This window comes from Actinomadura sp. ATCC 39365 (assembly GCF_054392275.1).
Map to the genome: position 1 here is coordinate 1,301,811 of NZ_CP184335.1, position 24,063 is coordinate 1,325,873.

Genomic DNA, 24,063 nt, shown 5'->3' on the forward strand with positions numbered 1-24,063 from the left:
CGGGCAGGCGGCCCGATCGCCGGGCCCGGAGGCGATCAGGCAGGACGACCGATCGCCAGGTCCGGGGGCGATCAGGCGGAGCGGCCGATCGCCAGGTCCAGGGCATGGGCCGCGTCCTGGCCCGGCGACGGGCGCCAGGCCACGTGCTGGTCGGGGCGTACCAGGGCCAGTGAGCCGGCCGCGTCCGGCAGGTCCACCTCCCGCAGCGGCACGCCCAGCTCGGCCGCCCGCTCCACCAGCACTTTGGCCTCCGGCGACGACAGGTCGCCCACCAGGCTGAACCCGGGCCCGAGCCGGTCGTAGAGCGACTCGCCCGGAGCGAGCCACCGGTGCGGCAGCCGCTCGCCGCACCCGCCGGCCACCACCGGCGACCCCGCGTACGTGTACCCCAGCACCAGGTCCAGGCTGTGGAACTCGCTGTCCTTGGTCCGCCGCACCGCCTCCGCGACGGCCGGGCGCACCCGCTCGAACTCCGCGTCCGAGCCCATCAGCGCGGGATCGGCCAGTTCGGGCGCGAGCGTGGCCATGTTGGCGGCGGCGGCCTCGATCGTGGCCGCCGCGATCGGCCGGCGTTCGGCCTCGTAGCTGGCCAGCAGGGTCGCCGGAGCCCATCCGTTCAGCACGGCGGCCAGCTTCCAGCCGAGGTTGACCGCGTCGCCGAGGCCGGTGTTGAAGCCGTGGCCGCCGTAGGGCGGGTTCTGGTGCGCGGCGTCGCCCGCCAGGAACACCCGCTCGCCGGCGTACCGGTCGGCCAGCAGCATGCGCGCGGTCCACGGGTCGGTGGCCAGGATCTGGACCTCGACGTCGGCCCCGGCCAGGTTGCGGACCAGGCGTACCGGATCGGTGCCCTCCGCCGGGACGCCCTGGGCGATGCACCACCACAGGTCCTCCAGGTCGAGCCGGCCGAGCATGCCGGGCTGGGCCGGGTTCAGCACCCAGTAGTGCACGGCGGGGCCGTGGGGCACCCGTTCGGCCAGGCCGGGCGCGCGGAAGACGACGTTGAAGTTGGGCCTGGCGTCCTGGCGGCCCTCGTAGCGGGCGCCGATGGCCGCGCGCGTCACGCTGCGGGCGCCGTCGCAGCCGACGACGTACGCGGCGCGCACCTGGCGGGTGTCGCCGTCCGCGGTGGCCAGGTCGGCGGTGACGCCGTCGGCGTCCTCGCGCAGGCCGGTCACCCGCCAGCCGGTGAGCAGCGCGTCACCGGCGGCCTCGCGCAGCACCTCCTCGACGATCGGCTGCGGCACCTGCTGGCCCGGCTCGGCGGCCAGGTCGGAGCCGGTCAGGTCGAGGCCGAAGCAGCCGCCGATCCTGGTGATCTCGCGGCCGAGCAGGCCGGTCGTGAACACCGCCTCGTCCGACCAGGAGACCGCGAGCGGGGCGCGGGCGCGCAACGTCTCGGCCAGCCCCCACCTGCGCAGCAGCTCCATCGACCGCGCCGACGTGGTCTTGGCGCGCGGACGCAGCCACGACACGCTCTCGCGCGGCTCGACGACCATGCTGCGCACCCCGTGATGGGCCAGCTCCACGGCCGTCGCCAGCCCGACGGGCCCGCCTCCGGCGATCAGTACCGGTATGTCGGTCTGGCGCACGCTTGCTCCCATTCGTCATGGTGATCATCGGCATACTCCAAGCGCCGCGCGTCCCACGTCAAGCTCGGGCCGAAACCGCCGCCCGGATCACCGATCGGGAACGATCTAGAGGACGGCCGCCGGACTTGTTACGGTCGTTGCATGACTGAGTCCTCGGCGGTGCCGCTGCACATGCGGCGGGTGGAGTTCGATCCGGCCCCCGAGCTGGGCGAGGTGCGCGACCAGGAGCGGATCAAGCGCATCGACACCCTCCTCGGCCTGGCGGTGTGGGTGGTGACCCGGCACGCCGACGTCCGCGAGGTCCTGGGCGACGCCGACCGGTTCAGGCTCGCCAGGCAGGGCGCCGCCCGCATGCCCGGAGCGCCCGAGCTGACCGAGGAACAGCTCGCCGAGCTGCGCGCGGGCAACCTGCTGGCCCTGGACCCGCCCGAGCACACCCGGCTGCGCAGGCTGCTGACGCCCGAGTTCACGATCCGCCGGATGAAGCGGCTGGAGCCCCGCATCAGGGACATCGTGCGCGAGCACCTCGACGCCATGGAGGCCGCGGGCTCCCCGGCCGACCTGGTGTCGGCGTTCGCCCTGCCGATCCCGTCGCTGGTGATCTGCGAGCTGCTGGGCGTGCCCTACGAGGACCGCGCCGACTTCCAGCGGCGTACCGGGCGCATGCTGGACCTGTCGCTGCCGGTCGAGGAGCGGGTGGCGGCCAACTTCGAGTCGCGGGCGTACATGCGCGACCTGGTCACCCACATGCGCACCGACCCGGGCGAGGACCTGCTCGGCATGCTCATCCGCGAGCACGGCGACGACCTGACCACCGGCGAGCTCGTCGGCATCGGCAACCTGCTGCTGCTCGCCGGGCACGAGACCACCTCCAACATGCTCTCGCTCGGCACGCTCGCCCTGCTGCGCAACCCCGGGCAGCTGGAACTCCTGCGCAAGGAGCCCGAGCGCATCGACGCGACGGTCGAGGAGCTGCTGCGCTGGCTCAGCATCGTCCACTCCGGCACGATCAAGATCACGTCCAGGGAGGTCGAGCTGGGCGGCCGGACCATCGGCGCGGGCGAGATGATCCTGTGCTCGCTGCCCGCCGCCAACCGCGACCCCGGCTTCATCGCCGACCCCGACATCCTCGACATCACCCGCGGCGCCCCCGGCCACGTCGCCTTCGGCCACGGCGTCCACCACTGCCTGGGCGCGCCGCTCGCCCGCATGGAGATGAAGATCGCCTTCCCCGCGCTCTTCGAGCGTTTCCCCGGCCTGCGCCTGACCGGGTCCACGCCGGAGTTCCGCTCCTACAACGTCGTCTACGGCCTCACCGAGCTGGAGGTCGCCTGGTAGCGGCGCGGACGCGGATTTGTCGGTGGCGGCGGATAACGTGCGGGTGTCATGCCAACCGAAGCCAGGCCACACGAGCTGATCGGCAGGGACCACCCCGCCGCGCTGCTGCGTGCCGAGGTCACACGGGTGGTCGACAGCCACGGCGGCCTGGTCCTCGTCACCGGCGAGGCCGGCATCGGCAAGACCACGCTGGTCACCAGCGCCGCCGCCGAGGCCAGGCGCAGGGGCGCGCTCGTGGTCGGCGGCGCCTGCTGGGACTCCGGCAGCGCCCCCGGCTACTGGCCGTGGGTCCAGGTCATCCGCGCCCTGCGCCGCGCGGCCGCCCCCCACGAGTGGGCCGAGGCCGAGCAGTCGGCCGGGGGCAGCCTGGCCGCCCTGCTCGGCGAGGCGGCGGCGCTCGCCCAGCCCCACCTGGAGATCACCGCCGACGCCGACCCCGCCTCCGCGTTCCAGATCTACGACGCGGTCACCACCGCCCTGGTGGCGCTCTCGCAACACCACCCGCTCGTGATCGTCATCGACGACCTCCACGCGGCCGACCCCGCCTCGCTGCGGCTTCTCGAGTTCGCGGCCCGCCAGACCTGGTTCGAGCGCCTGCTCCTCGTCGGCACCTACCGCGACGCCGAGGTCGAGCCGGTCGACCACCCGCTGCGCGACCTGCTGTCCCCGCTCGTCGCCAAGGCCACCACCATCACGCTCACCGGCCTCGACCAGGCCGGGGTGGGCGCCCTCATGGCCCGCACCGCCGGTCTCGACCCGCCCGCCGACCTGGTGGCCGAGGTCCACATGCGCACGGGCGGAAACCCGTTCTTCGTCGAGCAGACGGCCCGGCTGTGGCGCAGCGGCGGCTCGGCCACGGCCGTGGCGCCCGGCGTCCGCGACGCGCTGCTGCGCCGGCTGTCCCTGCTGCCGCGTCCGGTGTCGGAGCTGCTGCCCGCCGCGGCCGTGCTCGGGCGCGAGTTCCACCGCCAGGTGCTGGCCGCCACCGTGGCCGCCCCCGTCGCGCACGTCGACCGTCTCCTCGATCTCGCCGTGATCGCCAGGCTGGTGGTGACCAAGGGCGGCGGCCGGTTCGCCTTCGCCCACGACCTCGTCCGCGAGACCCTCTACGACGCCGTCGCCGACGTGCGCGACCTGCACGCCGCCGTGGTGCGCGCCCTCGACGGCGCCCCCGACCTGGCCCGCCGCATGCTGCCGAGCGACCTGGCCCGGCACGCCTACCTCGCCGGCGACCGCGTCGATCCCGAGCGCGCGATCGACCTGCTCCAGGCCGCCGCCCGCGCCGCCCGCAGCCGGCTCGCCGGCGAGGAGGAGCTCGGCCACCTGCGCCGCGCCCACGAGCTGAGCGCCGCCGCCGCGCCCCGCCGGCGCGTGCTGGTCTGCCTCGACCTCGGCCGGGAGCTGCACCACCGCGGCGAGCGCGACGCGGGCCGCCGTCTGTTCGAGGAGGCCGGCGCCGTCGCCGCCGATCTCGGCGACCCCGAGCTGACCGCCCGCGTCGCGCTGGTCTTCCGCTCCCATTACGGCCACGACGACTCCCTCGACCGGCTGCGCCGGGCCCACGCCGCGCTCGTCGGCGAGCCGGTCCCCGACGACCGCCTGGCCCTCGACCTGGTCTTCCACCTCACCGCCCAGGCCCGCCAGGGAGGCGACGACGACGTCCTGGCCTTCAGCCTGTGGGCACACCACGACATCATCTGGGGCCCCGGCACGGCGGGCGAGCGGGTGGCCCTGACCGGCGAGCTGCTCGACGTCGCCCGGCGCACCTCCGACCGCGAGCTCGAACACCTCGCCGGCGCCCTGCGCTGGGTGGCCATGATCGAGGAGGGCGACCCCCGCTACCTCGACCGGTTCCACGACTACGCGGCCAGGGGCCGCAGCACCGACGACGCCCACCTCAACCTCACCACGTCCGTCGACGCCAGCATCGTCGCCGCGCTCGCCGGCCGCTTCGCCGAGGCCGAGTCGCTGATGACGGGGCTGTCCCTCGACGGCAAGGACCACGACTTCGACGTCATGCTCGACCACCACCGATGGGCGATCCGCTGGCTCCAGGGCAGGGTGGAGGAGCAGGAAGACGTCCTGCACAGGCTCAGGTCCGGCCGCCACCCCGACCGCGGCCTGCTGGAGGCGCTGACCGCCCTGCAGGCCGGCGACGTCGGCACCGCGCTGCGCCACCACGCGGCCGGCGCCAGGGTGGGGCGCATGGCCGAGCCGCTGTGGCTGCGTTTCCAGGCGGAGCTGGCCGCCGCCACCCATGACCGGGAGCTCGCCGCCGGGGCGCGGGCCGCGCTGCTGCCGCACCGGGGGCGGTGGGCGGTGTCCTACTACGGCTGGGACATCAGCGGCCCCTACGACCTGTGGATCGCCGTGCTCGACCTGGCCGAGGGGCGGTGGGCGGAGGCGGCCGAGGGGTTCACGCGGGCGTACCGGTCGGCCGACCGGATGCGGGCCCGCCCGTGGTCGGTCCTGGCCCGTGCCCGCCTGGCCGAGGCCCTCCTGGGCGGCGGCGACACCGGCCGGGCCCGTTCCCTGCTGGAGGAGGTCCGGCGCGAGGCGGCCGAGCTCGGCATGCACCACGTCCTCGACACCCTCCCGCCGCGGGGGAGTGCCGCCGCCGAGCCCGCGCCCCCGCAGGCCCCCCAACGCGACGAGAGCCCCGGCCCCGAGCCGGCCACGGGCGACTTCCGCAAGGACGGCGAGGTCTGGGCCCTCAGGTTCGCCGGGCGGCTGGCCCACATGCCCGACGCCAAGGGCCTGCGCGACCTGCACCACCTGCTCGGCCACCCCGGCGCCGACATCCCGGCCGTGGCCCTGCTCGCCCCGGAGGGCGGCGACCTCGTGCTCGCCGCCCGCGCGATGGGCGGCGACGCCGTGCTCGACGAGGAGGCCAAGGCCGACTACCGCCGCCGCCTGTCCGTCCTCGACGACGAGATCGACCGGGCCGCCGACCGCGGCGACGACGACCGGGCGGCCGAGTACGACCGCGAAAGGGCGGCCCTGCTGGAAGAGCTCCGCACGGCCGCCGGGCTGGGCGGCCGCTCCCGCCGTCTGGGTGACGAAGCCGAACGGGCCCGCAAGACGGTGACCGCCAGAATCCGCGACACCCTCCGCAAACTCACCCAGACCCATCCCGAACTCGCCACCCACCTCCGCGCCACCATCTCCACCGGCGCCACCTGCCGCTACCAGCCCACCACCCCCGTCACCTGGCACCTCTGACGATCACGAAGGCCGACGAAGCGCAGCATGACCGAGGACGAGATCTTTGCGGCCGTACGCGCGAGCGTCGGCCCCGACCTGCCGCCACCCGCTACAGAGACGGCCGTCGCCGAGGCGGAGGAGGCCGTCGGCTACCCCTTGCCATCCCTGTTACGGCGCCTGTATCTGGAGGTGGGTAACGGCGGCTTCGGCCCACGAGGCGGCGTGATCGGTGTTCGCGGCTATGACTTCTGGGCCAGTGACATCTACCCGGACATCACCGCGTCGGCCCTGGAGCTACGAACAGAGCCCTCCCGACGGTGGTCGGGCATGGTGCAGCTGATGGACTGGGGATGCGGGATCGCGTCACTGCTGGACTGCCGCGACCCCGCAGGCGCGATGTGGGGCTGGGACCCCAACAGGTGCTGTTTCCACCACGCTCTCTTCCCCCAGGACATCTCCTTCGCCGATTGGCTCGCCGACTCGCTGGGCCGCGGTTTCGACGACGTCTTCTACGACGGCTACTTCGACGTCCTGGTGGAAGAGGCCGATGGCATCGAGCCGGTCGGGCTGAAGGCGGACGAGGACGAAGAAGAGGAGGAACCGTGCGCCTGGGTGCCCCCTGCCTGGGTGAACGGACGGCAGGTCGGCGGCTGGCGGCACCGGCCCGCAATCGCCCCGTAAGACGGGCGGGACCACGCGAGACAGCGGCAGGCCACGCACTGCGGTGAGTGCGTGGCCTGCCACGGGTGGGCATCCGTGTCCTGATGGGTTATTTGCGGTTGTAGAGGCGCATGGTCAGGGTGCCGAAGATCGCGATGAGCAGGACGGACGCGATCAGGACCCAGGCCAGCTCGCCCATGTCCGGGGTGCCGGCCATCAGGGAGCGGACGGCGGCCACCAGCCGGGTGATCGGGTTGACGTTGACGAAGATCTGCAGCCAGCCGGGCATCGTGGCCGGATCGACGTACACGTTGCTGAGGAAGGTCAGCGGGAACAGGACGAGCATGCTCACGCCCATCACCGACTTCTCGCTCCGCATGAGCAGGCCGAACATCGTCCACACCCACGAGAAGGCGAAGGAGAAGCCGAGCAGCAGCACGATCCCGGCCAGTACGCCCGTGACGCCCCCCTGCGGACGGAACCCCAGGACCAGGCCGACGGCCAGGATGACCGTCGAGGCCAGGGTGTAGCGCAGGACGTCGCCGAGCAGGTAGCCCACCATGGTCGAGGGACGCCAGATCGGCAGGGTGCGGAAGCGGTCGAACACCCCCTTCTCGATGTCCTTGTTGACCTCCACCCCGGTGTACATGGTGATCATCACGACGCTGCTGACCATGATGCCGGGCAGCAGGAACTGCAGGTAGTCGGTCGGGGAGCCGGCCAGGGCGCCGCCGAACAGGTACGTGAACATCAGCGTCATCATGAGCGGGAACGCGGTCACGTCGAACAGCTGCTCGGGCACGTGCTTGATCTTCAGGATGGCCCGCCAGCCGAACGTGACCGACGCCGACCACGCGCTCGGCCGGGGCGGCTTCACCCCGGGGGCCAGGACGGTGCCGAGCACGTCGGCGGCGGGGGAGTAGGTCGTGGCGGTCTCGGTGGTGGCGGTCATGCTGCGGCCTCCTGCGCGGTCGCGGACTCGGCGGTCTCGGTGGCGGGGTGGTCGGTGAGGGCGAGGAAGACCTCGTCCAGGCTGGGCTGACCGAGGGAGAAGTCGTCGACGACGATCCCGGCCTCGGCCAGGCGGCCCAGCGCGCGCGAGGCCTGCTCGGCGGCGGCGGCCTCGCGGCCGTGGCCGGTGATGCGGGCGGTGAGCGACACGGGGTCGGCGTCCAGGTAGACGGGCGCGTCGAGGGTCTGGGACAGCAGCCGTTCGGCTTCGGGACGGGTGCCGGGGTCGCGCAGCCGTACGTGGACCGAGCCGGCGCCGACGGACGACTTGAGCTCGCCCGGCGTGCCCTCGGCGATGACCCTGCCGTGGTCGATGACCGCGATGCGGCCGGCCAGGCGGTCGGCCTCCTCCAGGTACTGGGTGGTGAGCAGCACGGTGGTGCCGTGGGCGACGACGATGCGGACGATGTCCCAGACCTGGTTGCGGCTGCGCGGGTCGAGGCCGGTCGTCGGCTCGTCGAGGAAGAGCAGGTCAGGCGTGTTGAGGATGCTGGCGGCGATGTCGATGCGCCGCCGCATGCCGCCCGAGTACGTCTTGACCTGCCGCCCCGCGGCCTCCGTCAGCCCGAACGCCTCCAGCAGCTGCGCCGCCCGCTCCCGGGCGGCCGGCTTGCGGTGGCCGAGCAGGCGGCCGAGCAGGATCAGGTTCTCGGCGCCGGTCATGTCCTCGTCGACGGAGGCGTACTGGCCGGTCAGGCTGACGCGGCCGCGTACGGCGTCGGCCTCGCGCACCACGTCGTGCCCGAACACGGTGGCCTCGCCGCCGTCCGGCCGCAGCAGGGTGGCCAGCATGCGGACGGCGGTGGTCTTGCCCGCGCCGTTGGGGCCGAGCACGCCGTAGACGGTGCCGGCCGGCACCTCCAGGTCGAGGCCGTCCACGGCGCGGTTGTCGCCGAAGACCTTGACCAGGCCGGAGGTCTGTATCGCCAGGTCTCGCATGGGTGTTCCTCTCATGAGCAGTACGGCTGGGCGCGCCGGGCGTCCCGCAACGCCCGGCCCCACCAGGTGAGCTGGTCGAGCATGGCCGCGACCGCACGCGCGCGGTCGTCGGTGTCGTACGGTTCGCCGCTTCCGGCCACGTCGTCCCCCAGCAGGTCGAGGCCGACCCAGTCGCGCATCGTCACGACGTGCAGGGCGGAGAAGACGGTACGGAGCTGCTCGACCGCGTACAGACCGGAAGATCCCGAGCCGTAGGCGACGAAGCCGGCCGGCTTGGCCTGCCATTCGTCGTAGGCGTAGTCGATGGCCTGCTTGAGCGAGGCCGGGAAGCTGCGGTTGTACTCGGGGGTGACGACGGCGAAGGCGTCGGCCTCGCCGACGGCCGCGGTGAAGCGGCGCATCGAGGGGGTGCTGCGCTCGGGGTAGCGGTCGGGGAAGGCGTAGTCGGCCAGGTCGAGGAGGTCGACCGCCAGGTCGGGACGGTCGCGGGCGCGGCCGGCGAACCATTTCGCCACCGTCTCGCCCATCCGCCCGACGCGGGTGCTCGCGATGATCACCGCGAGGCGGAGCGGTGCGGCGCTCCCGCCGGCGGTGTCGTCCCTGCCCGTCATCATCCACCTCCCTCGGCCCGTTCCGGGCTCTCACCAAGGAGGCGCGAGACGGCCGCCAGACGTCCGCTAGACGGGATCTAGCGGGCCGTCAGGCGGCCGGTCTGAGCACGTAGCCGACGCCGCGCAGGGTGTGGATCATCGGACGGCGGTCCGCGTCGATCTTGCGGCGCAGGTAGGAGATGTACAGCTCGACGATGTTGCCCTGGCCGGCGAAGTCGTAGGCCCACACCCGGTCGAGGATGTGCGCCTTGCTGAGCGCGCGTCCCGGATGGCGCATGAGCAGCCGCAGCAGCTCGAACTCGGTCGGGGTGAGCCTGATCTGCCGGCCGGCCCGCCGTACCTCGCGGGTCTCCTGGTCGAGGGTGAGGTCGCCGACGGAGAGGGCGTCGGCCGAGCGGCGCAGCAGGCCGTGCAGCCTGATCACGACCTCGTCCACGCCGAACGGCCGCATCACGTAGTCGTCGGCGCCCGCGCGCATCCCGAGCGTCGGGTCGGGCAGGGCGTCCGGCGCGGTCAGGAAGAGGACCGGCACGCCGGGCAGCGCGGCCCGCAGCCGGGGCAGGCAGCGGCCGCCGTCCCTGACGTCCAGGACGATCGCCCGGGGGCGGAGCCCGCGCGCGGCCCGGACCGCCTCGTCGCCGCCCAGGCTGCGCACGTCCCAGCTGCGCATCGCGCGGGAGAGGGACTGGCCGAGCGGGCGCTCGTCCACGACGAGGACGGCGTACGAGTCGCGCGCGGATCCGGGCGTGACGGTCGAACCGGTCGGGTGCATGCCGGGAACGATGCCGGTCGTGCATGAGGTTTGTCTGAGGAGCGCTTGTGACGCGGATGAGGACTCTTGTGACGCGGATGAGGATGCGCTTGTGAGGCGTATGAGGATGCGCCTGCGACGCGTACGAGGCCCGGGGAAAAGCGGAAGGGCCCGGCCGTAGCCGGGCCCTTCCCATCCCTTGAAGCGCGATCACCGTTCCTGCCGCTACCCGGAATGTGCGGCATATCACCCGGCAGAGTCAGTTCTTTGACTAGACCTTCACTGCGGTTGAGGTTCTAGGCTGCCTTTCATGAGCGGAATTCTGGTGACCGGCGCGACCGGCAACGTGGGCAGGCATGTCGTCTCCTCCCTGGCGGAGGCGGGACACGAGGTGCGGGCGCTGGTCCGGGACCCGGCCGGGGCGGTGTTCCCGGTGGGCGTCGAGCCCGTACGCGGCGATCTGGCCGATCCCGGCAGCCTTGAGGCCGCCCTGCGCGGCGTCGACCGGGTGTACCTGATGTGGCCCGGCATCCCCGTGGACCCCCGGGTGGTGACCACGGTGGCCGGACGGGCCGAGCAGGTCGTGTACCTGTCGACGGACGTGCCCGACCTGGCGGACGGCGAGCCCGCCACGAGCTACCACCAGGAGATCGAACGGCTGATCAGGGCGTCCGGGACGCGGTGGACGTTCGTCCGGGCCATCGACTTCGCCACGAACACGCTGGCCTGGGCCGCCCAGATCCGGAGCGGAGTGGTCCGGCTCCCGTACGGCAAGGCCGCCAGATCGCTGATCCACGAGCGGGACATCGCCGACGTCGTCACCCACGTGCTCACCACCCCCGGCCACGACGGCGCCAAGTACCTGATCACCGGCCCCGAGTCGATCACCCAGGAGGAGCTGGCACGGACCGTCGGCGAGGAGATCGGCATCGAGGTGCGCTGGGAGGACCTGCCGCCGGAGATCGCCCGCGAGCAGCTGACGGCCGCCTGGGGGAATCCGGCGTTCGTCGAGGCCCGGCTCAGGGCGTGGGAGTCGTTCACGCACACCCCGGAACGCGTGACCGGCACGGTGCGGGAGCTGCTGGGCCGGCCCGCCCGCACGTTCCGCTCGTGGGCCCGCGACCACGCAGCCGACTTCCGCACGCCCTAGAGCCCGCGCCCACCTTGGCACTCGGCGGCGCGCCAAGGGATGCGGCGTGCCGAGAGGTGCGGCGCGCCTACGCGGTCAGGCTCACCGCCGCGACCGTCTCGCCCATGTCGTCGAGCAGGTCGGCGACCACCGGGCCGGCCTGCAGCCGCCAGGCGAGCGCCTGCAGGCCGTGTCCCGGCACCGGCACCTCCCGCCCGGCCAGCCTGACGGTCTCCACCTCGGCCGACAGCCGCAGCAGCCCGTAGGCCACCCACCGCTTCGGCCGGGGCAGCCAGCGACCCGCGTTGGTGTCGAAGCGCCCGTTCTCGTCGGTCAGCCCGTGCTCCTTGAGCACCGAGACGCCCTGGCGGTGGGCCAGCAGGTCGTCGCTGCGCGCGGCCGACATGCTGTCGCCGGCGCGCAGTGCCCAGCGTCCGCGGTGGAACGACAGCAGCCAGACGTCCACCCAGGACAGGCCGAAGCCGTCCAGGCGGGCGAAGGCGGTCGCCGCGATCCGGTCGCCGACGTACAGGGAGGCAGGGGTGAAGCGGAAGCGTCCGCTCAGGTTGCCGGGGAGGGACCTCGGCAGCCCGTGATCGATGAGTCGCAGGCTCTCGACGGCGGGGTTGTACCCAAAATCATGAGTACGTTCCACAGGCTCACCATACACACGGACGGCCCGAACGAGACGCGCGCTTTGTTCCTTATTGATGAATGATGATGCTCATGGACCGAATCGAAGCTTCTGACCGTCAGCGGGCCCTGGTGCTCGGGGGCGGCGGCGTGGCCGGCATCGCCTGGGCGACCGGCGTGCTGGCCGGGCTGGCCGACGAGGGCGTGGACGTACGGGACGCCGACCTGATCGTGGGAACCTCGGCCGGCTCGGCGGTCGGCGCCCAGGCCCGCAGCCGGCTGACCGTCGAGGAGCTGTTCCAGCGGCAGGTCGATCCCGCGCTGCAGGCCAGGGAGATCCCCGCGGTGTTCGACGCGGCCTCCTTCGCGGTCGCCCTCCAGGGCATCCTGACCGGCGCCCACGACCGCGACGAGCTGCACCGGCGCATCGGCGCCTGGGCGCTGGAGGCCCCCACGGTCGGCGAGCCGGAACGGCGTGCGGCGGTGGCCTCGCGCCTGCCCGAGGCCGACTGGCCGGAGCGGCCGCTCGTGCTGGTCGCGCTCGACGCGGCGACCGGGGAGACGCGCCTGTTCGACCGGGCGTCCGGGGTGGACCTGGTGGACGCGGTGGCGGCCAGTTGCGCCGTGCCCGGGGTGTGGCCGCCGGTCACCATCGAGGGCCGCCGCTACGTCGACGGCGGTGTGCGGTCCAGCGACAACGCCGACCTGGCCGCCGGCTTCGAACGGGTGCTGGTGGTCTCGCCCCAGCCGCCCGGCGCCCCCGCCTCACCCTGGACGTCGCTCGAACAGGAGGTGGCCCTGCTGCGCAAGGAGGGCTCCGCGGTCGAGGTCGTCAGCCCGGACGAGGGGGCCGTCGCGGCCATGGGCGCCAACCCGCTCGACCCCGCCGTACGGTCACCGGCGGCCCACGCCGGCCGCGAGCAGGGCCGGCGGGTGGCCGCCGCCGTCCACAGCCTGTGGGTCTAGCCGGCCGCGGCGCGCTCGGCGAGCGGTCGGCGGCGCAGCGCCGGGTCGGTCAGTGACGCCGGACGCCACGCGCCGTCCGGCTGGTACATGTCACGCCCCGGCGGGACGATCTCGTCGATCCGGTCGAGCGCGGCGTCGTCGAGCGTGAGCGAGGCGCCCTTCAGCAGGTCGTCGAGCTGCGCCATCGTCCGCGGCCCGGTGATCACCGAGGTGACCGCCGGGTGCGCGGCGGCGAAGGCCACGGCGAGCTGGGGGAGCGTGCAGCCGAGGTCGTCGGCCACCTCGACCAGCTGCTCGACGGCGTCGAGCTTGGCGGCGTTCTCCGGGATCGACGGGTCGAAGCGGTGGGGGGTCAGCGCGGCCCGGCCGGTGGTCAGGTCGATGTCGCCGTTCTTGCGGTAGCGGCCGCTCAGGAAGCCGGACGCGAGCGGGCTCCAGGTCAGGACGCCCATGCCGTACCGGCGGCAGACGGGCAGCAGGTCCTTCTCGATGCCGCGGGCGAACAGCGAGTACGGCGGCTGCTCCGTCCTGAAGCGGTGCAGCGCCCGCCGCTCCGAGACCTGGTGAGCCTCGACGATCTCCGCCGCCGGGAACGTCGAGCAGCCGAAGGCGCGGATCTTGCCCTGCCGCACGAGGTCGGTCAGCGCCGACAACGTCTCCTCGATGTCGGTCGTGTGGTCGGGCCGGTGGATCTGGTAGAGATCGATCCAGTCGGTGCCGAGCCGCCGGAGGCTCTGCTCGACCTCCTTCATGATCCACAAGCGCGAGTTCCCGGACCTGTTCGGCCCCTCGCCCATCCGGAAGTGCACCTTGGTGGCCAGCACGACGTCGTCGCGGCGGCCCTTCAGCGCCTTGCCGACGATCTCCTCGGACTCGCCCGCGGAGTACATGTCCGCCGTGTCCACGAAGTTGACGCCCCGGTCGAGCGCGGCGTGGATGATCCGGGCGCAGTCGTCGTGGTCGGGGTTGCCGACGGCGCCGAACATCATCGCCCCAAGGCAGTGGACGCTCACCTCGATGCCGGTGCCGCCGAGTACGCGGTAGCGCATTGTCATAGTCCGCGACTCTAGGACCTGGAGTCCACTCCACCTCAAGGGCTCGGCGGCAGGTGTGACAGGGGCGCCCAGGGGCACCGGAGGCGGATGGGGATGGTGACGGTGTCGTCCTGGCGCGAGCTGGACGACGCGATCAGCGCGGCCGGCCACACCGGAGGCCCGGCCCAGGCGCACTCGACGCTGGTCTTCCGCGGCCTGGCGAAGAGCACGTACTCGCACGTGCACAGCCTGGCGCGGCTGGCGGGCGACTACGCCACCCTAGAAACCCACTTGATACGAAATTTTAGGAAATACGCGCACAGAGCCGCCCCCGGCCCTTCCGTCTGGGACTGGCTGGCCCTCGGCCAGCACCACGGCCTGCCCACCCGCCTCCTGGACTGGACGTTCTCCCCGCTGGTCGCGCTGCACTTCGCCACGGCGTCCTGGCCCGGCGACGACGCCGTCCTGTTGGCCGTCGACTGCGCGGGCGCGCACCGCCTGCTGCCCGAGCCGCTGCGCGAGGTGCTCGACGGCGAGGGCGCGCTGCTGTTCAGCACCGAGATGCTCGCCGAACGCGCCACCGGCCTGGCCCGCTTCGACGCGCTCGGCCGCGACCGCCCGTTCGTCGCCTTCTTCGAGCCGCCGTCGCTGGACGAGCGCATGGTCAACCAGTCGTCGGTGTTGTCGGCGATGTCGGGGGCGACGTACCAGCTCGACGACTGGCTGGCCGAGCATCCCGGGCTGTGGCGGGGCTGGTCGATTCCGGCCGGGGTCAAGGTCGAGATCCGGCGGCGGCTCGACCAGGCCGGGATCACCGAGCGGGTGCTGCTCCCCGGCCTCGACGGGCTTGCCGAGTGGCTGCGCCGCTATTACTCCCCGGGCAGCGTCGACGCGCCGGCCGGCGGCTCCAGCATGTCCGGGCCCGAGCGCCTCGGCCAGCAGGAGGGCCGCATGAACGACTGACCGCTCACCCGGGCAGCGTGCCGCGCACGGCGTCCTCGGTGCGGCCGATCACGGCGTGCCCGTCGTCGGCGGTGATGATCGGCCGCTGGATCAGGATCAGGTGCGCGGACAGCGCGGCGATCCAGCGTTCGCGGGCGTCCGGGTCGCGCGGCCAGGCGTCGAGGCCCAGCTCGGCCGCGATCGGCTCGCCCGTACGGGTGATGTCCCACGGCTCCAGCCCGAGCCGGGCCAGGACGGCGCGCAGCTCGTCCGGCGACGGCGGGTCCTCCAGGTAGCGGCGGACCTTGTAGTCGGCCGCCTCGGCGTCGAGGATCGACAGGGCCGAACGGCACTTGGAGCAGTCGGGGTTGATCCAGATTTCCATGACGCCGAGGCTCTCACGCCGGGGCGCCCGGCGCGGTCAGCCGGTCGATGAGGCGAGCCGGGCCTGCAGGCCGTCGAGCACCCGGTCGAGGCCGTAGCCGAAGTCCTCCTCCCGGACGCGCGCCGGATCGGTGAACCCCTTGGCCGCGTACTCCGCCCGCACCCGTGGGTGGTCCTCGAACGCCTGCTCGGCGGTCGGCCGGACGGCGTCGATCCACTCCTGCTCGGTACGGCCGCTGCGGGCCAGCGTCGACAGGTACGCCGCCTCGGCGATCGCCACGCCGATCACGTACGCCAGCACGGTGCTGACCGCCCGGTCGGCCTCGCCGGGGGCGAACCCGGCAGAGTGCGCCAGCGCCAGCAGGTCCTCCGAGCGCCGCATCACATTGGGCCCCAGGCTGGTGAGCCCGACCTGGCCGAGCACGGCCCCCATCCACGGATGGCGCAGGATCACCGCCCGCAGGCTGTGGGCGGACCTGGCGAGCCCGTCGCGCCAGCCCTCCGCCTTCTCGACGGACGGCACGCGCAGCTCGCCGTAGACCTCGTCGACGACCAGCTCGATCAGCTCGTCCTTGTTGGCGACGTGACGGTAGAGGGAGGTCGCGCCCGCGTCGAGCCGGGTGCCGAGGCTGCGCATGCTCAGCGCCTCCAGCCCCTCTTCGTCGAGCAGCTGGACGGCCTCGGACACGATCCGGTCGAGGGTGAGCGCGGGCCGCTCCCGCTGCCGGCGCTGACGGACCCAGACCGAGGGGACGGGCGGCTGCGATGCTGGCATGACCCGAGCCTAGCGCACACTGTACGCATCAGCGAACACCGGCTTGCGTACATCACTTTCATCTGCGTACAGTGTGCGCATTCCGAGAGCGACGTACGCAAGTCGAAGGGGAGAAACCCATGAACCGCCGCTGGTGGATCCTGGTGGTGTTGTGCCTCAGCACATTGGTGCTGGTCGTCGACAACATGGTGCTGACGGTGGCGGTCCCGCCCCTGGCGGCCGATCTGGGCGCCGACGCCCAGGACCTGCAATGGATCCTCGACTCCTACATCCTGGTCTTCGCCGGCCTGCTGCTGACCGCGGGCAGCCTGTCCGACCGCTTCGGCCGGCGCCGGGTGATGGTCATCGGCCTGGCGCTCTTCGGGGCCGCGTCCCTGCTGGCCGCCTACGCCGCCGATCCGGCGCAGCTCATCGCGGCCCGCGCCGCGATGGGCGTCGGCGGCGCGCTGATCATGCCGAGCACGTTGTCGATCCTGATCACCGTGTTCGACGAGGCCGAACGCCGCAAGGCGATGGCCGCCTGGAGCGCGGTGGCGATGATCGGCATGGTCGGGGGGCCGGTCCTGGGCGGCGCGCTGATCGCCTGGTTCTGGTGGGGCGCGGTGTTCCTGATCAACGTGCCGGTGGCGCTGCTCGCCATCGTCGCCTCCCTGCTGCTCATGCCCGAGTCGAAGGGCCCCTGGACCAAGCCCGACCCGCTGGGCGTGATCCTGTCGGCGACCGGCATGTCCGCCCTGGTGTGGACGATCATCGAGCTGCCGCACGGCGTGTCCTGGCCGGCCCTGGCCCTCACCGTGTTCTCCCTGGCCGGCTTCGTGATCTGGGAGCTGCGCACGCCGCACCCGATGGTCCCGCTCGCCCTGTTCCGCGACCGCACGTTCAGCGGCGGCAGCTTCTCCCTGACCCTCGTCCAGGTCGGCAACGGCGGGCTGCTGCTCGTGCTCACCCAGTACCTGCAGTACGTGCTCGGCTACACGCCCACCGCGGCCGGGCTGGCGTTCCTGCCGATGGCGGTCGCCTCGCTGATCTTCAACGGCCTGGGCGCGAGCCTCGGCGCCCGGCTCGGCAACCGTCCCATGATCGTCACCGGGCTGCTCGTCTGCGCCGCCGGGTTCGGCCTGCTCGCCACCGTCTCCTCCGGCAGCGGCATCCTCCTCACCGGCACGGCCCTGTTCGTGATGGGCGCGGGCGGCGGCCTGGCGATGCCCGCGGCCATCGCCGCGCTGATGGGCACCATCCCGCCCGAGCACGCCGGCGTCGGCTCGGCGCTCAACGACACCATCCAGCAGGCGGGCGCGGCGCTCGGCGTGGCCGTCCTCGGCAGCGTCCTGGCCGGGGCCTACACCAGGGGGATGCCGGCGGGCGCGCCCGACGCGGCCCGGCGTTCGATCGGCGACGCGCTCGCCCTCGGCGACACCGGTCTCGCCCAGGTGGCCCGCGAGGCGTTCACCTCGGCCATGTCGGCCGCCTTCGCGATCAGCGCGGCGGGGGTGGTCGCCGCCGCCGTGCTGGCGCTGGTCGTGATGCGCGGCGAACGCAAGCCGGCGCAGGAACCGTCCCTCACCGCGACCCACTGAGAAGGAAGCCACCATGAACGACGTCCCCGTCACGCTGCCCGTCACCCGCCCCGCGGGCTGCCCCTTCGACCCGCCCGCGGGCCTGGCGGAGCTGCGCGAGCAGGCGCCCGTCACCCCGCTGGCCTTCCCCGACGGACACCGCGGCTGGCTGGTGACCGGCCACGCCGAGGCCAGGGCGGTGCTGGCGGACCGGCGGTTCAGCTCGCGCTACGAGTTCATGCACCACCCGACGGCCGCGCTGGGCCCGCTGCCGGCCGCCCCGCCCGGCGACCTCACCGGTCTCGACGCGCCCGAGCACACCCGCTACCGCAGGCTGCTCACCGGCAGGTTCACCGTCCGCAGGATGAACCTGCTCACCGAACGCGTGCGGCAGATCACCGCCGACCACCTGGACGCCATGGAACGCCTCGGCCCGCCCGCCGACCTGGTACGCGTCTTCGCCCAGCCCATCCCCGCGCTGATGATCTGCGAGCTGCTGGGCGTCCCGTACGCCGACCGCGACGCCTTCCAGCACCACGCCGCCGCGCTGACCGGCGTGGACACGGACGAGCAGGAGCAGCTCGCCGCCTACGCCGAGCTCCAGCGGTACATGGACGGCCTGGTCCAGGCCAAGCGCGACCGACCCGCCGACGACCTGCTCGGCGACCTGACCGCCACCGACCTCACCGACGAGAAGCTGGCCGGCGTCGGCACCTTCCTGCTCGCCGCCGGGCTCGACACCACCGCCAACATGCTCGCGCTCGGCACGTACGCGCTGCTCAGCGACCCCGGCCAGCTCGACGTCCTGCGGGCGGAGCCGGAGCGGGCGGCCCAGGTCGTGGAGGAGCTGCTGCGCCACCTCACCATCGCCCACACCGTCGTACGGGCCGCGCTGGAGGACGTCGAGCTGGCCGGCCGGCTGATCAGGGCGGGCGAGTCGGTCGTCGTGTCCCTCTCGGCCGCCAACCGCGACCCCCGCAGGTACGCCGACCCCGACCGCCTCGACCTGCGCCGCGACGCGACCGGCCACCTGTCCTTCGGCCACGGCATCCACCAGTGTCTCGGCCAGCAGCTGGCCCGGGTGGAGCTACGCACGGCCCTTCCCGCGCTCGTCACCCGCTTCCCCGGCCTGCGCCTGGCCGTCGCGCCCGAGGAGGTGCCGGTACGCGTCGGCACCGACATCCACGGGGTGCTCAGTCTCCCGGTGCGGTGGTGACCGACGGACTATCATCGTGATCATCCTGGCCGGGTACCACTGCGCGTCACCGAGGCGAAAGGACCGCCATGTCCGGGGAGACCAGCAGGGCAGAGCACACCGAGGTCGTCGTCATCGGAGCCGGTCCGGCCGGGCTCACCCTGGCGAGCCTGCTCCGCCAGGCCGGCGTCGAGTGCGTGGTGCTCGAACGGCAGAGCCGCCCGTACGTCGAGCAGCGGCAGCGCGCGGGCATCCTCGACCACCACGGCGCCCGCGTCTTCGAGGAGTGGGGCCTGGCCGACACCGTCCTGGCGGGCATGCCGCAGGAGACCAGGTTCGAGTTCCGCGTCGACGGCGAGCGGCGGTTCCTCGACGTGCCCGCGATCACCGAGGGCCGGACGGGCCGGCTCGTGCCGCAGCAGGTGCTCGTCGGCAGGCTGCTGGCGCGCCTCCTCGAATCCGGCGGCGACCTGCGCTTCGAGGCGGCCGAGGTGACCCCGCGCGGCGTGGACGGGTCCGCGCCCACGGTCACCTACCGCGACGCCGGCGGCGTCACGCACGAGATCGCCTGCTCCTACGTCGCCGGCTGCGACGGCCACCACGGCGTCAGCCGGGCCGGCGTGCCCGCGCACGCCCTCACCACCTACTCCCACGACTACGGCATCGGCTGGCTGACGGTGCTCGCCGACGTCCCGCCGCCGAGCTACCCGCTCATGGCGATCACGGCCCACGGGTTCGCCGCCCACTTCCCGCGCGGCCCGCGGGCCAGCCGCTTCTACCTCCAGTGCGCCCCAGACGCCACCGCCGCCGACTGGCCCGACGAGCGGATCTGGGCCCAGTTGCGGCTGCGCCTGGCCGACGAGGGCCTGCCGGACGGCCCCATCGGGGAGAGGGCGTTCGTCGAGATGCGCAGCCACGTCGTCGACCCGATGCGCTACGGCCGGCTCTTCCTGGTCGGCGACGCGGCCCACATCATCACGCCCATGGGCGGCAAGGGCATGAACCTGGCGGTCGCCGACGCCGACGTGCTGGCCCGCGCGTTGCGCGCCGCCCTGCGCGAGGGCGACGAGGAGCCGCTGGCCGCCTACTCCGCCACCTGCCTGGAACGGGTCTGGCACCACCAGGAGTTCTCCCGCTGGATGACGGAGATGACCCACGAGGCCGGCGACGAGACGCTGGCCGGGCCGTTCCGCCGCCGGCTGGCCAGGGCGCGGCTCGACCGGCTGTTCACCTCGGGCCCGGCGGCCCGCGCCTTCGGCGACATGATGGCGGGCGGCTGACGAGTTGACTTGAACCGCGGTTCAAGTACGACCATCGTCCCCATGAGGATTCATCACCTGAACTGCGGATCCGTACGGACGATCGAAGCCACCTACGACGGCCCGCCCACCACCCCCGCCGTGAACCACTGCCTGCTGGTGGAGACCCCGGCCGACGGGCTCGTGCTGGTCGAGACCGGGCTCGGGCTCGGCGATGTGCGCGACCCGGCCGGCACGCTGGGCGCCGACTGGGTGGCCATGGCCGGGCCCGCGCTGGAGGAGGAGGAGACCGCCGTCCGCCAGGTCGCCCGGCTCGGCTACCGCCCGGACGACGTGCGCCACGTCATCGTCACCCACCTCGACGTCGACCACTGCGGCGGGCTGCCGGACTTCCCCGGCGCGCGGGTGCACCTGCTGGCCGCCGAGCTGGAGGCGGCGCTGGCCGAGTCCCCGAGTTTCCGCTACCGCCCGGCCCACTGGGCGCACGGCCCCGACTGGGTCACCTACACCCCGGAGGCGAACGACGACTGGTTCGGCTTCGCCTCGATCAGGCCCGACGGCCTGCCCGAGGACATCAGGCTGGTCCCCCTCGGCGGGCACACCGCCGGGCACACCGGCGTCGCCGTCCGCGAGGGGGACCGCTGGCTGCTGCACTGCGGCGACGCCTACTACTACCACCGCGAGCTGCAGCCGGACCCGCATCCGCACCCGCTGATGGACGTCGTGCAGACCCGCTCGGAGGTCCATCACGACCTGCGGCTCGGCACCCAGGCCCGGCTGCGGGAGCTGGTACGGGACCACGGCGACCAGGTGAGCGTCTTCTCGGCCCACGACCCGTGGGAGCTGGCCGCCGCGGTGGCCGGTTGATCAGACGCGGTCGGCCGCGATGAGCAGGTACTGGAAGCTGCCGTTCTTGTAGGCGTCGAGGAAGGACTGCTCGATGCCCGTGGCCAGGTGGGTGCGGGCGCGCAGCTCCCAGTACGGGATCGTGGCCGCCGTCAGGTCGACGACGCTGACCGGGACCAGCCGGTTGGCCGCCATCTGCTCGAAGTACGTGCTGCGGGGGTGGATGTCGCAGATGTAGTGGGCGTTGATCTGGCTGACCGCCCGGGACGGCAGGCCGTAGGCGTCGTTGTAGCAGCCGGTGACGCAGACGTACCGGCCGCCCCGGCGCAGCAGCCGGGAGTGCTCGGCGAACAGCAGGGACAGCTCGACGTACATGGTGCTCTCGTTGTTCCAGCTGGCCTGGAACGATCCAGTCTCGAAGCCGGTCTCCAGCATGTTGCGGAAGTGGAAACGCACCTTGTCGTCGACGCCGCGCTTCTTGGCCTGGTCGTTGGCGAAGGCGACCTGCGACTCGGAGATGGACACGCCGTCGACCTCGCAGCCGTACCGCATGTTGACCAGGAGGCTGCTGCCGCCGCGGCCGGAGCCGGCGTCGAGCACCCGGTGGTGGGGTTCGAGCGGGCCGAGATGGCTGAGCAGCAGGTCGGCCTGGGCGGTCTCCAGGCGGTGGAGCTCCTTGACGATGCGGTCCTCGCGGGTGTCCTCGGGGCCGTCGAGTACCGTCCAGTTCACCTCGCCGATGCCGTAGTGGTGGTGGTACAGGCCGTCGACGTCGCCCAGGCGCAGGTTGACCGGGTTCTTCTCGGCGTTCCAGTAGCTGGCGACGGAGTGCTGGTAGTGGCTCGTGAGGACGGGGGACTGGGTGTTGACGGTCACCTGGGAAGAGCTCCTTTCTGGCCGGGGGCGGCCGGTCGTCATGAGTGGTAGCGGCTGCTGCTGCCGTGCCATTCGAGGCAACCGGCCATCCAGCCCTGGGCGCCGCGCAGGAATCGCTGCAGTTCCACGGACGGAACGGCGGCGAGCTCGCGCTGGCTGGTCTCGAAGCCTTTGACGAAGTCGTTGTGCAGCGCGACGGCGCGTTCGGTGGCCTCGCGCGTGGAGCACTTCTCCTCGCCCGCGATGAGCAGGACGACGTTGGAGTCGGGCAGCTCGTCGGCCGCCTCCCGCGCGACGGAGTGGAGGTCGTTGACGATGACGCTGGCCGTGCCCGCCTGCATGAGCGCGGTGTGGAACCGCCGGTCGTAGAACAGGTTGGCGGGCAGCTCGTAGGCGGCGACGACGTCGATGAGGGTCATGGAGGTGTAGAAGCTGTCGTGCTGCCGGGCCGCGAGGTAGCGCCAGACGGGCGGCGGGGTCTCCAGGTAGCGCCAGGCGGCGTAGGCGGTCCAGCTCACGTACATCTGGAAGGTGGTGTTGCAGGCCCGCATGACCTGCGACGGCGTGCCGTGGCGGGACAGGTGGCCGGTGGCCGAGCGCAGGGAGACCAGCACGGGGTCCGCCTCGATCGCCTCTTCGAGCTGCTCGGTGTACCCGCCCGCGGGCGGGGGCGGGTCCATGGCCGACATGACGAGCGCGAGGCGCGGCGGCAGCTCGGTGGGGCTCGCGCCGAGGTCGGTCTCGTCGGCGTAGTAGTCGTCGGCCGCCCACCAGGCGGTGTTCATCTGCGCCGCGATCAGCAGCAGGTCGGGGTCGTCGCTGTCGGGGTGGGCGAGCATCGCCAGCCGGCCGAACCCGGTGGCGGCGAACTCGTCCATCCGCCCGGCGTGCAGGCCCACCTTCTCGGCCCACGCCACGAGCCGCCGGTCGACCTCCGCGCCGAGCGCCGGGTCGTCGCGGACCGTCTCGGGGCAGTAGAGCGGCGGGTAGGAGCCGTCGCCCCACTCCCGCTCGACATAGGGGATGGGAGCCGGGAGCTGCCGCGGCGCGGGGGGCGGAGCGGGGATCGGAAGGTGGAGCGCGGAGGTTCCGAGGCCGGTGGGGCCGGTCGGGAGCCGCGGGACCGCGGCGTACTGGGGCATGGCGCGCCTCTTCCCTGAGGAGGAGCAGGACATTACCGAAAGTAGTTATTCAGCTACTAAAAGTAGAGTAGCCAATCGGTAATGAGGGCCTTACCCTCCGGCGGGCGCACTCTGCCGGTCAGGGCCTTGTGTGCAGGCTTTCGAAGTCGTCGAGGCTCTTGCGGTAGAAGGCCAGGTCGTCCTCCAGCTTCGCCCGGGTCAGGCGCTGCGGCTCGGTCTCGCGCACGGTCCTGCCCGGGTCGCTCCAGAAGGCGTCGGGCGGCAGCTCGGCGGCCTCCGGCGGGAAGAACTTCAGGGCCTCGGCCACCGCGTCGGAGGCGAAGCGCCAGCCGGTCGCCACGGCGTCGTACCGCTCGGGGACGGCCGGGCCGACGGCGTAGAACAGGCCCTCCTCCAGGGCCCGGCTCGCGTACGTGGTGGCGATCAGCACCCACTGGCCGGGGTCGAGCAGCTCCGACAGGCCGGTGCCGAAGGTCGCGCCGGTCTCCCTGGCCGCGCGCTCGGCCTCGACGGGGACCTCGACCTCCACGTCGTCGAGCCGCACCCATAGGCTCTCGGCGTCCTGGGTGACCGTGGCGCCGCGCGAGGCGCCCGGCGTGCCGGAGTGGGCCACCAGGTCGATGTAGACGTACGCCTCGACGAGCGAGCGGCCCAGACCCTGCTCAGGCATACTCACCCGCCAGCGCCTGGTAGGTGTCGCGGACGACCAGCAGCCGGTCGAGCTGGAACCGGCCGGGCTCGGCCGCGCGCACCCCCTGCCCGCGTTCGGACCAGAACCCGTCGTCGGGCACCGTGTCCGCGCCCGCCGGCACGAACTTGACGACCTCCTCCACCGCCGCGGCGGCGATCCTCAGCGTGCGCAGGGCCTCGGCCCGGTCGGCCACCGGCACGTCGCTGGCCGTCAGGTCGGCCACCCACAACCACTCGCCCGCGTCGAGCAGCTCCGACGGCTCGGGGCCGCCGAACGTCGGGAACCCGGCGGGCAGCACCGGACGCTCCGGCAGCCCGAACACGAACTCGCGCGGCGTGCCGCACTCCTCGCACGGGCCGAAGTAGCGGTTGACCAGCTCGCCCTCGACGTCGACCAGCCCGTTGCGCCAGTTCGTGTCGGTGGACCCGCAGGCGCAGGGGTTGAGGTCGAGGTAGAGATGTGCCTCGTCCCTCGTCCGCGCCACCGCGAAAGCCATAGCCGTCCTCTCCTCGGGGTTCCCATGATGCCCGAC

General features: G+C 72.9%; 22 protein-coding genes and 1 pseudogene. 10 read left to right on the plus strand and 13 right to left on the minus strand.

Annotation, left to right across the window (positions count from 1 at the left end; all coding sequences use genetic code 11):
• Positions 1-71: 71 nt before the first annotated feature.
• Complete coding sequence (locus ACNF49_RS06760; protein WP_482943115.1) at positions 72-1,589, minus strand: FAD-dependent monooxygenase; 1,518 nt, start codon at positions 1,587-1,589, stop codon at positions 72-74.
• A gap of 141 nt (positions 1,590-1,730) precedes the next feature.
• Here ACNF49_RS06760 and ACNF49_RS06765 point away from each other — a divergent pair, with 141 nt between their 5' ends.
• Genes ACNF49_RS06765 through ACNF49_RS06775 form a run of 3 tightly spaced genes read left to right on the plus strand, consistent with a single transcriptional unit; the run spans position 1,731 to position 6,812 of the window.
• Positions 1,731-2,927, plus strand: coding sequence for a cytochrome P450 (locus tag ACNF49_RS06765; protein ID WP_357983764.1), 1,197 nt, complete (start codon positions 1,731-1,733; stop codon positions 2,925-2,927).
• A gap of 48 nt (positions 2,928-2,975) precedes the next feature.
• The gene (locus ACNF49_RS06770) at positions 2,976-6,149 is read left to right on the plus strand and encodes an ATP-binding protein (RefSeq protein ID WP_482943116.1); all 3,174 of its coding nucleotides are present in this window, start codon (positions 2,976-2,978) and stop codon (positions 6,147-6,149) included.
• A gap of 27 nt (positions 6,150-6,176) precedes the next feature.
• The gene (locus tag ACNF49_RS06775) at positions 6,177-6,812 is read left to right on the plus strand and encodes an SMI1/KNR4 family protein (protein ID WP_482943117.1); all 636 of its coding nucleotides are present in this window, start codon (positions 6,177-6,179) and stop codon (positions 6,810-6,812) included.
• An 88-nt stretch (positions 6,813-6,900) separates the two neighbouring features.
• On the opposite strand, the gene ACNF49_RS06780 is transcribed toward ACNF49_RS06775, so the two are convergent.
• The 4 genes from ACNF49_RS06780 to ACNF49_RS06795 form a co-directional block, all read right to left on the minus strand.
• Positions 6,901-7,743, minus strand: coding sequence for an ABC transporter permease (locus ACNF49_RS06780; protein WP_357983755.1), 843 nt, complete (start codon positions 7,741-7,743; stop codon positions 6,901-6,903).
• Positions 7,740-8,741: an ATP-binding cassette domain-containing protein gene (locus tag ACNF49_RS06785; protein WP_357983752.1), complete on the minus strand. Its 1,002-nt coding sequence runs from the start codon at positions 8,739-8,741 to the stop codon at positions 7,740-7,742. Before ACNF49_RS06785 ends, ACNF49_RS06780 begins: the two co-directional genes overlap by 4 nt.
• A gap of 11 nt (positions 8,742-8,752) precedes the next feature.
• Positions 8,753-9,355 carry an NADPH-dependent FMN reductase gene (locus ACNF49_RS06790; RefSeq protein WP_482943118.1) on the minus strand — a complete coding sequence of 201 codons (603 nt, stop codon included), beginning with the start codon at positions 9,353-9,355 and terminating at the stop codon, positions 8,753-8,755.
• An 85-nt stretch (positions 9,356-9,440) separates the two neighbouring features.
• A complete protein-coding gene (locus ACNF49_RS06795) occupies positions 9,441-10,124 on the minus strand; it encodes a response regulator transcription factor (RefSeq protein ID WP_482943119.1) in 684 nt (227 codons plus the stop codon).
• Between the two features lie 289 nt (positions 10,125-10,413).
• On the opposite strand from ACNF49_RS06795, the gene ACNF49_RS06800 reads away from it, so the two are divergent.
• Positions 10,414-11,253 (plus strand): SDR family oxidoreductase, encoded by an 840-nt coding sequence (locus tag ACNF49_RS06800; RefSeq protein WP_482943120.1) that lies wholly within the window; start codon positions 10,414-10,416, stop codon positions 11,251-11,253.
• A 67-nt stretch (positions 11,254-11,320) separates the two neighbouring features.
• Here ACNF49_RS06800 and ACNF49_RS06805 read toward each other — a convergent pair whose 3' ends face one another.
• Entirely contained in the window at positions 11,321-11,887 is a 567-nt protein-coding gene (locus tag ACNF49_RS06805; protein ID WP_357983740.1) for a hypothetical protein, read from the minus strand.
• 71 nt (positions 11,888-11,958) lie between these two features.
• Here ACNF49_RS06805 and ACNF49_RS06810 point away from each other — a divergent pair, with 71 nt between their 5' ends.
• Positions 11,959-12,831 (plus strand): patatin-like phospholipase family protein, encoded by an 873-nt coding sequence (locus tag ACNF49_RS06810; protein WP_357983737.1) that lies wholly within the window; start codon positions 11,959-11,961, stop codon positions 12,829-12,831.
• On the opposite strand, the gene ACNF49_RS06815 is transcribed toward ACNF49_RS06810, so the two are convergent.
• Positions 12,828-13,886 (minus strand): aldo/keto reductase, encoded by a 1,059-nt coding sequence (locus ACNF49_RS06815; RefSeq protein WP_482943121.1) that lies wholly within the window; start codon positions 13,884-13,886, stop codon positions 12,828-12,830. The genes ACNF49_RS06810 and ACNF49_RS06815 overlap by 4 nt on opposite strands.
• A gap of 87 nt (positions 13,887-13,973) precedes the next feature.
• Here ACNF49_RS06815 and ACNF49_RS06820 point away from each other — a divergent pair, with 87 nt between their 5' ends.
• Positions 13,974-14,828 (plus strand): FRG domain-containing protein, encoded by an 855-nt coding sequence (locus tag ACNF49_RS06820; RefSeq protein WP_498702257.1) that lies wholly within the window; start codon positions 13,974-13,976, stop codon positions 14,826-14,828.
• Between the two features lie 4 nt (positions 14,829-14,832).
• Here ACNF49_RS06820 and ACNF49_RS06825 read toward each other — a convergent pair whose 3' ends face one another.
• Both ACNF49_RS06825 and ACNF49_RS06830 read right to left on the minus strand, forming a co-directional pair.
• Positions 14,833-15,192 (minus strand): ArsC/Spx/MgsR family protein, encoded by a 360-nt coding sequence (locus ACNF49_RS06825; RefSeq protein ID WP_482943123.1) that lies wholly within the window; start codon positions 15,190-15,192, stop codon positions 14,833-14,835.
• Positions 15,193-15,228: 36 nt separating this feature from the next.
• Positions 15,229-15,966, minus strand: coding sequence for a TetR/AcrR family transcriptional regulator (locus ACNF49_RS06830; RefSeq protein ID WP_357983726.1), 738 nt, complete (start codon positions 15,964-15,966; stop codon positions 15,229-15,231).
• Between the two features lie 119 nt (positions 15,967-16,085).
• Between ACNF49_RS06830 and ACNF49_RS06835 the strand changes: the two genes are divergently transcribed.
• The 4 genes and pseudogenes from ACNF49_RS06835 to ACNF49_RS06850 all read left to right on the plus strand — a co-directional run bounded on the left by ACNF49_RS06835 (position 16,086) and on the right by ACNF49_RS06850 (position 20,843).
• The gene (locus tag ACNF49_RS06835) at positions 16,086-17,543 is read left to right on the plus strand and encodes an MFS transporter (RefSeq protein ID WP_482943124.1); all 1,458 of its coding nucleotides are present in this window, start codon (positions 16,086-16,088) and stop codon (positions 17,541-17,543) included.
• Positions 17,544-17,556: 13 nt separating this feature from the next.
• The gene (locus tag ACNF49_RS06840; protein ID WP_482943125.1) at positions 17,557-18,738 is read left to right on the plus strand and encodes a cytochrome P450; all 1,182 of its coding nucleotides are present in this window, start codon (positions 17,557-17,559) and stop codon (positions 18,736-18,738) included.
• Between the two features lie 41 nt (positions 18,739-18,779).
• Positions 18,780-19,997 (plus strand): annotated as a pseudogene (locus tag ACNF49_RS06845) (4-hydroxybenzoate 3-monooxygenase); the annotation flags it as partial.
• 42 nt (positions 19,998-20,039) lie between these two features.
• Positions 20,040-20,843 carry an MBL fold metallo-hydrolase gene (locus ACNF49_RS06850; protein ID WP_482943127.1) on the plus strand — a complete coding sequence of 268 codons (804 nt, stop codon included), beginning with the start codon at positions 20,040-20,042 and terminating at the stop codon, positions 20,841-20,843.
• Here the strand turns inward: ACNF49_RS06850 and ACNF49_RS06855 are convergent, their stop codons facing one another.
• The 4 genes from ACNF49_RS06855 to ACNF49_RS06870 form a co-directional block, all read right to left on the minus strand.
• Positions 20,844-21,740, minus strand: a complete 897-nt coding sequence (locus ACNF49_RS06855) for a geranyl diphosphate 2-C-methyltransferase (RefSeq protein WP_482943128.1) — start codon at positions 21,738-21,740, stop codon at positions 20,844-20,846. It abuts the gene before it with no gap.
• Positions 21,737-22,840, minus strand: coding sequence for a family 2 encapsulin nanocompartment cargo protein terpene cyclase (locus ACNF49_RS06860; RefSeq protein WP_482943129.1), 1,104 nt, complete (start codon positions 22,838-22,840; stop codon positions 21,737-21,739). Before ACNF49_RS06860 ends, ACNF49_RS06855 begins: the two co-directional genes overlap by 4 nt.
• 118 nt (positions 22,841-22,958) lie before the next feature.
• Positions 22,959-23,510, minus strand: a complete 552-nt coding sequence (locus tag ACNF49_RS06865; RefSeq protein WP_482943130.1) for a hypothetical protein — start codon at positions 23,508-23,510, stop codon at positions 22,959-22,961.
• Positions 23,503-24,027, minus strand: coding sequence for a hypothetical protein (locus ACNF49_RS06870; RefSeq protein WP_482943131.1), 525 nt, complete (start codon positions 24,025-24,027; stop codon positions 23,503-23,505). Before ACNF49_RS06870 ends, ACNF49_RS06865 begins: the two co-directional genes overlap by 8 nt.
• Positions 24,028-24,063: the final 36 nt, after the last annotated feature.

What these genes read in the sequence shown, in the direction of transcription:
- ACNF49_RS06765 (WP_357983764.1), top strand. Translation starts at nt 1,731, where the DNA reads ATGACTGAGTCCTCGGCGGTGCCGCTGCACATGCGGCGGGTGGAGTTC.
- ACNF49_RS06770 (WP_482943116.1), top strand. Translation starts at nt 2,976, where the DNA reads ATGCCAACCGAAGCCAGGCCACACGAGCTGATCGGCAGGGACCACCCC.
- ACNF49_RS06775 (WP_482943117.1), top strand. Translation starts at nt 6,177, where the DNA reads ATGACCGAGGACGAGATCTTTGCGGCCGTACGCGCGAGCGTCGGCCCC.
- ACNF49_RS06780 (WP_357983755.1), bottom strand. Translation starts at nt 7,743, where the DNA reads ATGACCGCCACCACCGAGACCGCCACGACCTACTCCCCCGCCGCCGAC.
- ACNF49_RS06785 (WP_357983752.1), bottom strand. Translation starts at nt 8,741, where the DNA reads ATGCGAGACCTGGCGATACAGACCTCCGGCCTGGTCAAGGTCTTCGGC.
- ACNF49_RS06790 (WP_482943118.1), bottom strand. Translation starts at nt 9,355, where the DNA reads ATGATGACGGGCAGGGACGACACCGCCGGCGGGAGCGCCGCACCGCTC.
- ACNF49_RS06795 (WP_482943119.1), bottom strand. Translation starts at nt 10,124, where the DNA reads ATGCACCCGACCGGTTCGACCGTCACGCCCGGATCCGCGCGCGACTCG.
- ACNF49_RS06800 (WP_482943120.1), top strand. Translation starts at nt 10,414, where the DNA reads ATGAGCGGAATTCTGGTGACCGGCGCGACCGGCAACGTGGGCAGGCAT.
- ACNF49_RS06810 (WP_357983737.1), top strand. Translation starts at nt 11,959, where the DNA reads ATGGACCGAATCGAAGCTTCTGACCGTCAGCGGGCCCTGGTGCTCGGG.
- ACNF49_RS06815 (WP_482943121.1), bottom strand. Translation starts at nt 13,886, where the DNA reads ATGACAATGCGCTACCGCGTACTCGGCGGCACCGGCATCGAGGTGAGC.
- ACNF49_RS06820 (WP_498702257.1), top strand. Translation starts at nt 13,974, where the DNA reads ATGGGGATGGTGACGGTGTCGTCCTGGCGCGAGCTGGACGACGCGATC.
- ACNF49_RS06825 (WP_482943123.1), bottom strand. Translation starts at nt 15,192, where the DNA reads ATGGAAATCTGGATCAACCCCGACTGCTCCAAGTGCCGTTCGGCCCTG.
- ACNF49_RS06830 (WP_357983726.1), bottom strand. Translation starts at nt 15,966, where the DNA reads ATGCCAGCATCGCAGCCGCCCGTCCCCTCGGTCTGGGTCCGTCAGCGC.
- ACNF49_RS06835 (WP_482943124.1), top strand. Translation starts at nt 16,086, where the DNA reads ATGAACCGCCGCTGGTGGATCCTGGTGGTGTTGTGCCTCAGCACATTG.
- ACNF49_RS06840 (WP_482943125.1), top strand. Translation starts at nt 17,557, where the DNA reads ATGAACGACGTCCCCGTCACGCTGCCCGTCACCCGCCCCGCGGGCTGC.
- ACNF49_RS06850 (WP_482943127.1), top strand. Translation starts at nt 20,040, where the DNA reads ATGAGGATTCATCACCTGAACTGCGGATCCGTACGGACGATCGAAGCC.
- ACNF49_RS06855 (WP_482943128.1), bottom strand. Translation starts at nt 21,740, where the DNA reads ATGACGACCGGCCGCCCCCGGCCAGAAAGGAGCTCTTCCCAGGTGACC.
- ACNF49_RS06860 (WP_482943129.1), bottom strand. Translation starts at nt 22,840, where the DNA reads ATGCCCCAGTACGCCGCGGTCCCGCGGCTCCCGACCGGCCCCACCGGC.
- ACNF49_RS06865 (WP_482943130.1), bottom strand. Translation starts at nt 23,510, where the DNA reads ATGCCTGAGCAGGGTCTGGGCCGCTCGCTCGTCGAGGCGTACGTCTAC.
- ACNF49_RS06870 (WP_482943131.1), bottom strand. Translation starts at nt 24,027, where the DNA reads ATGGCTTTCGCGGTGGCGCGGACGAGGGACGAGGCACATCTCTACCTC.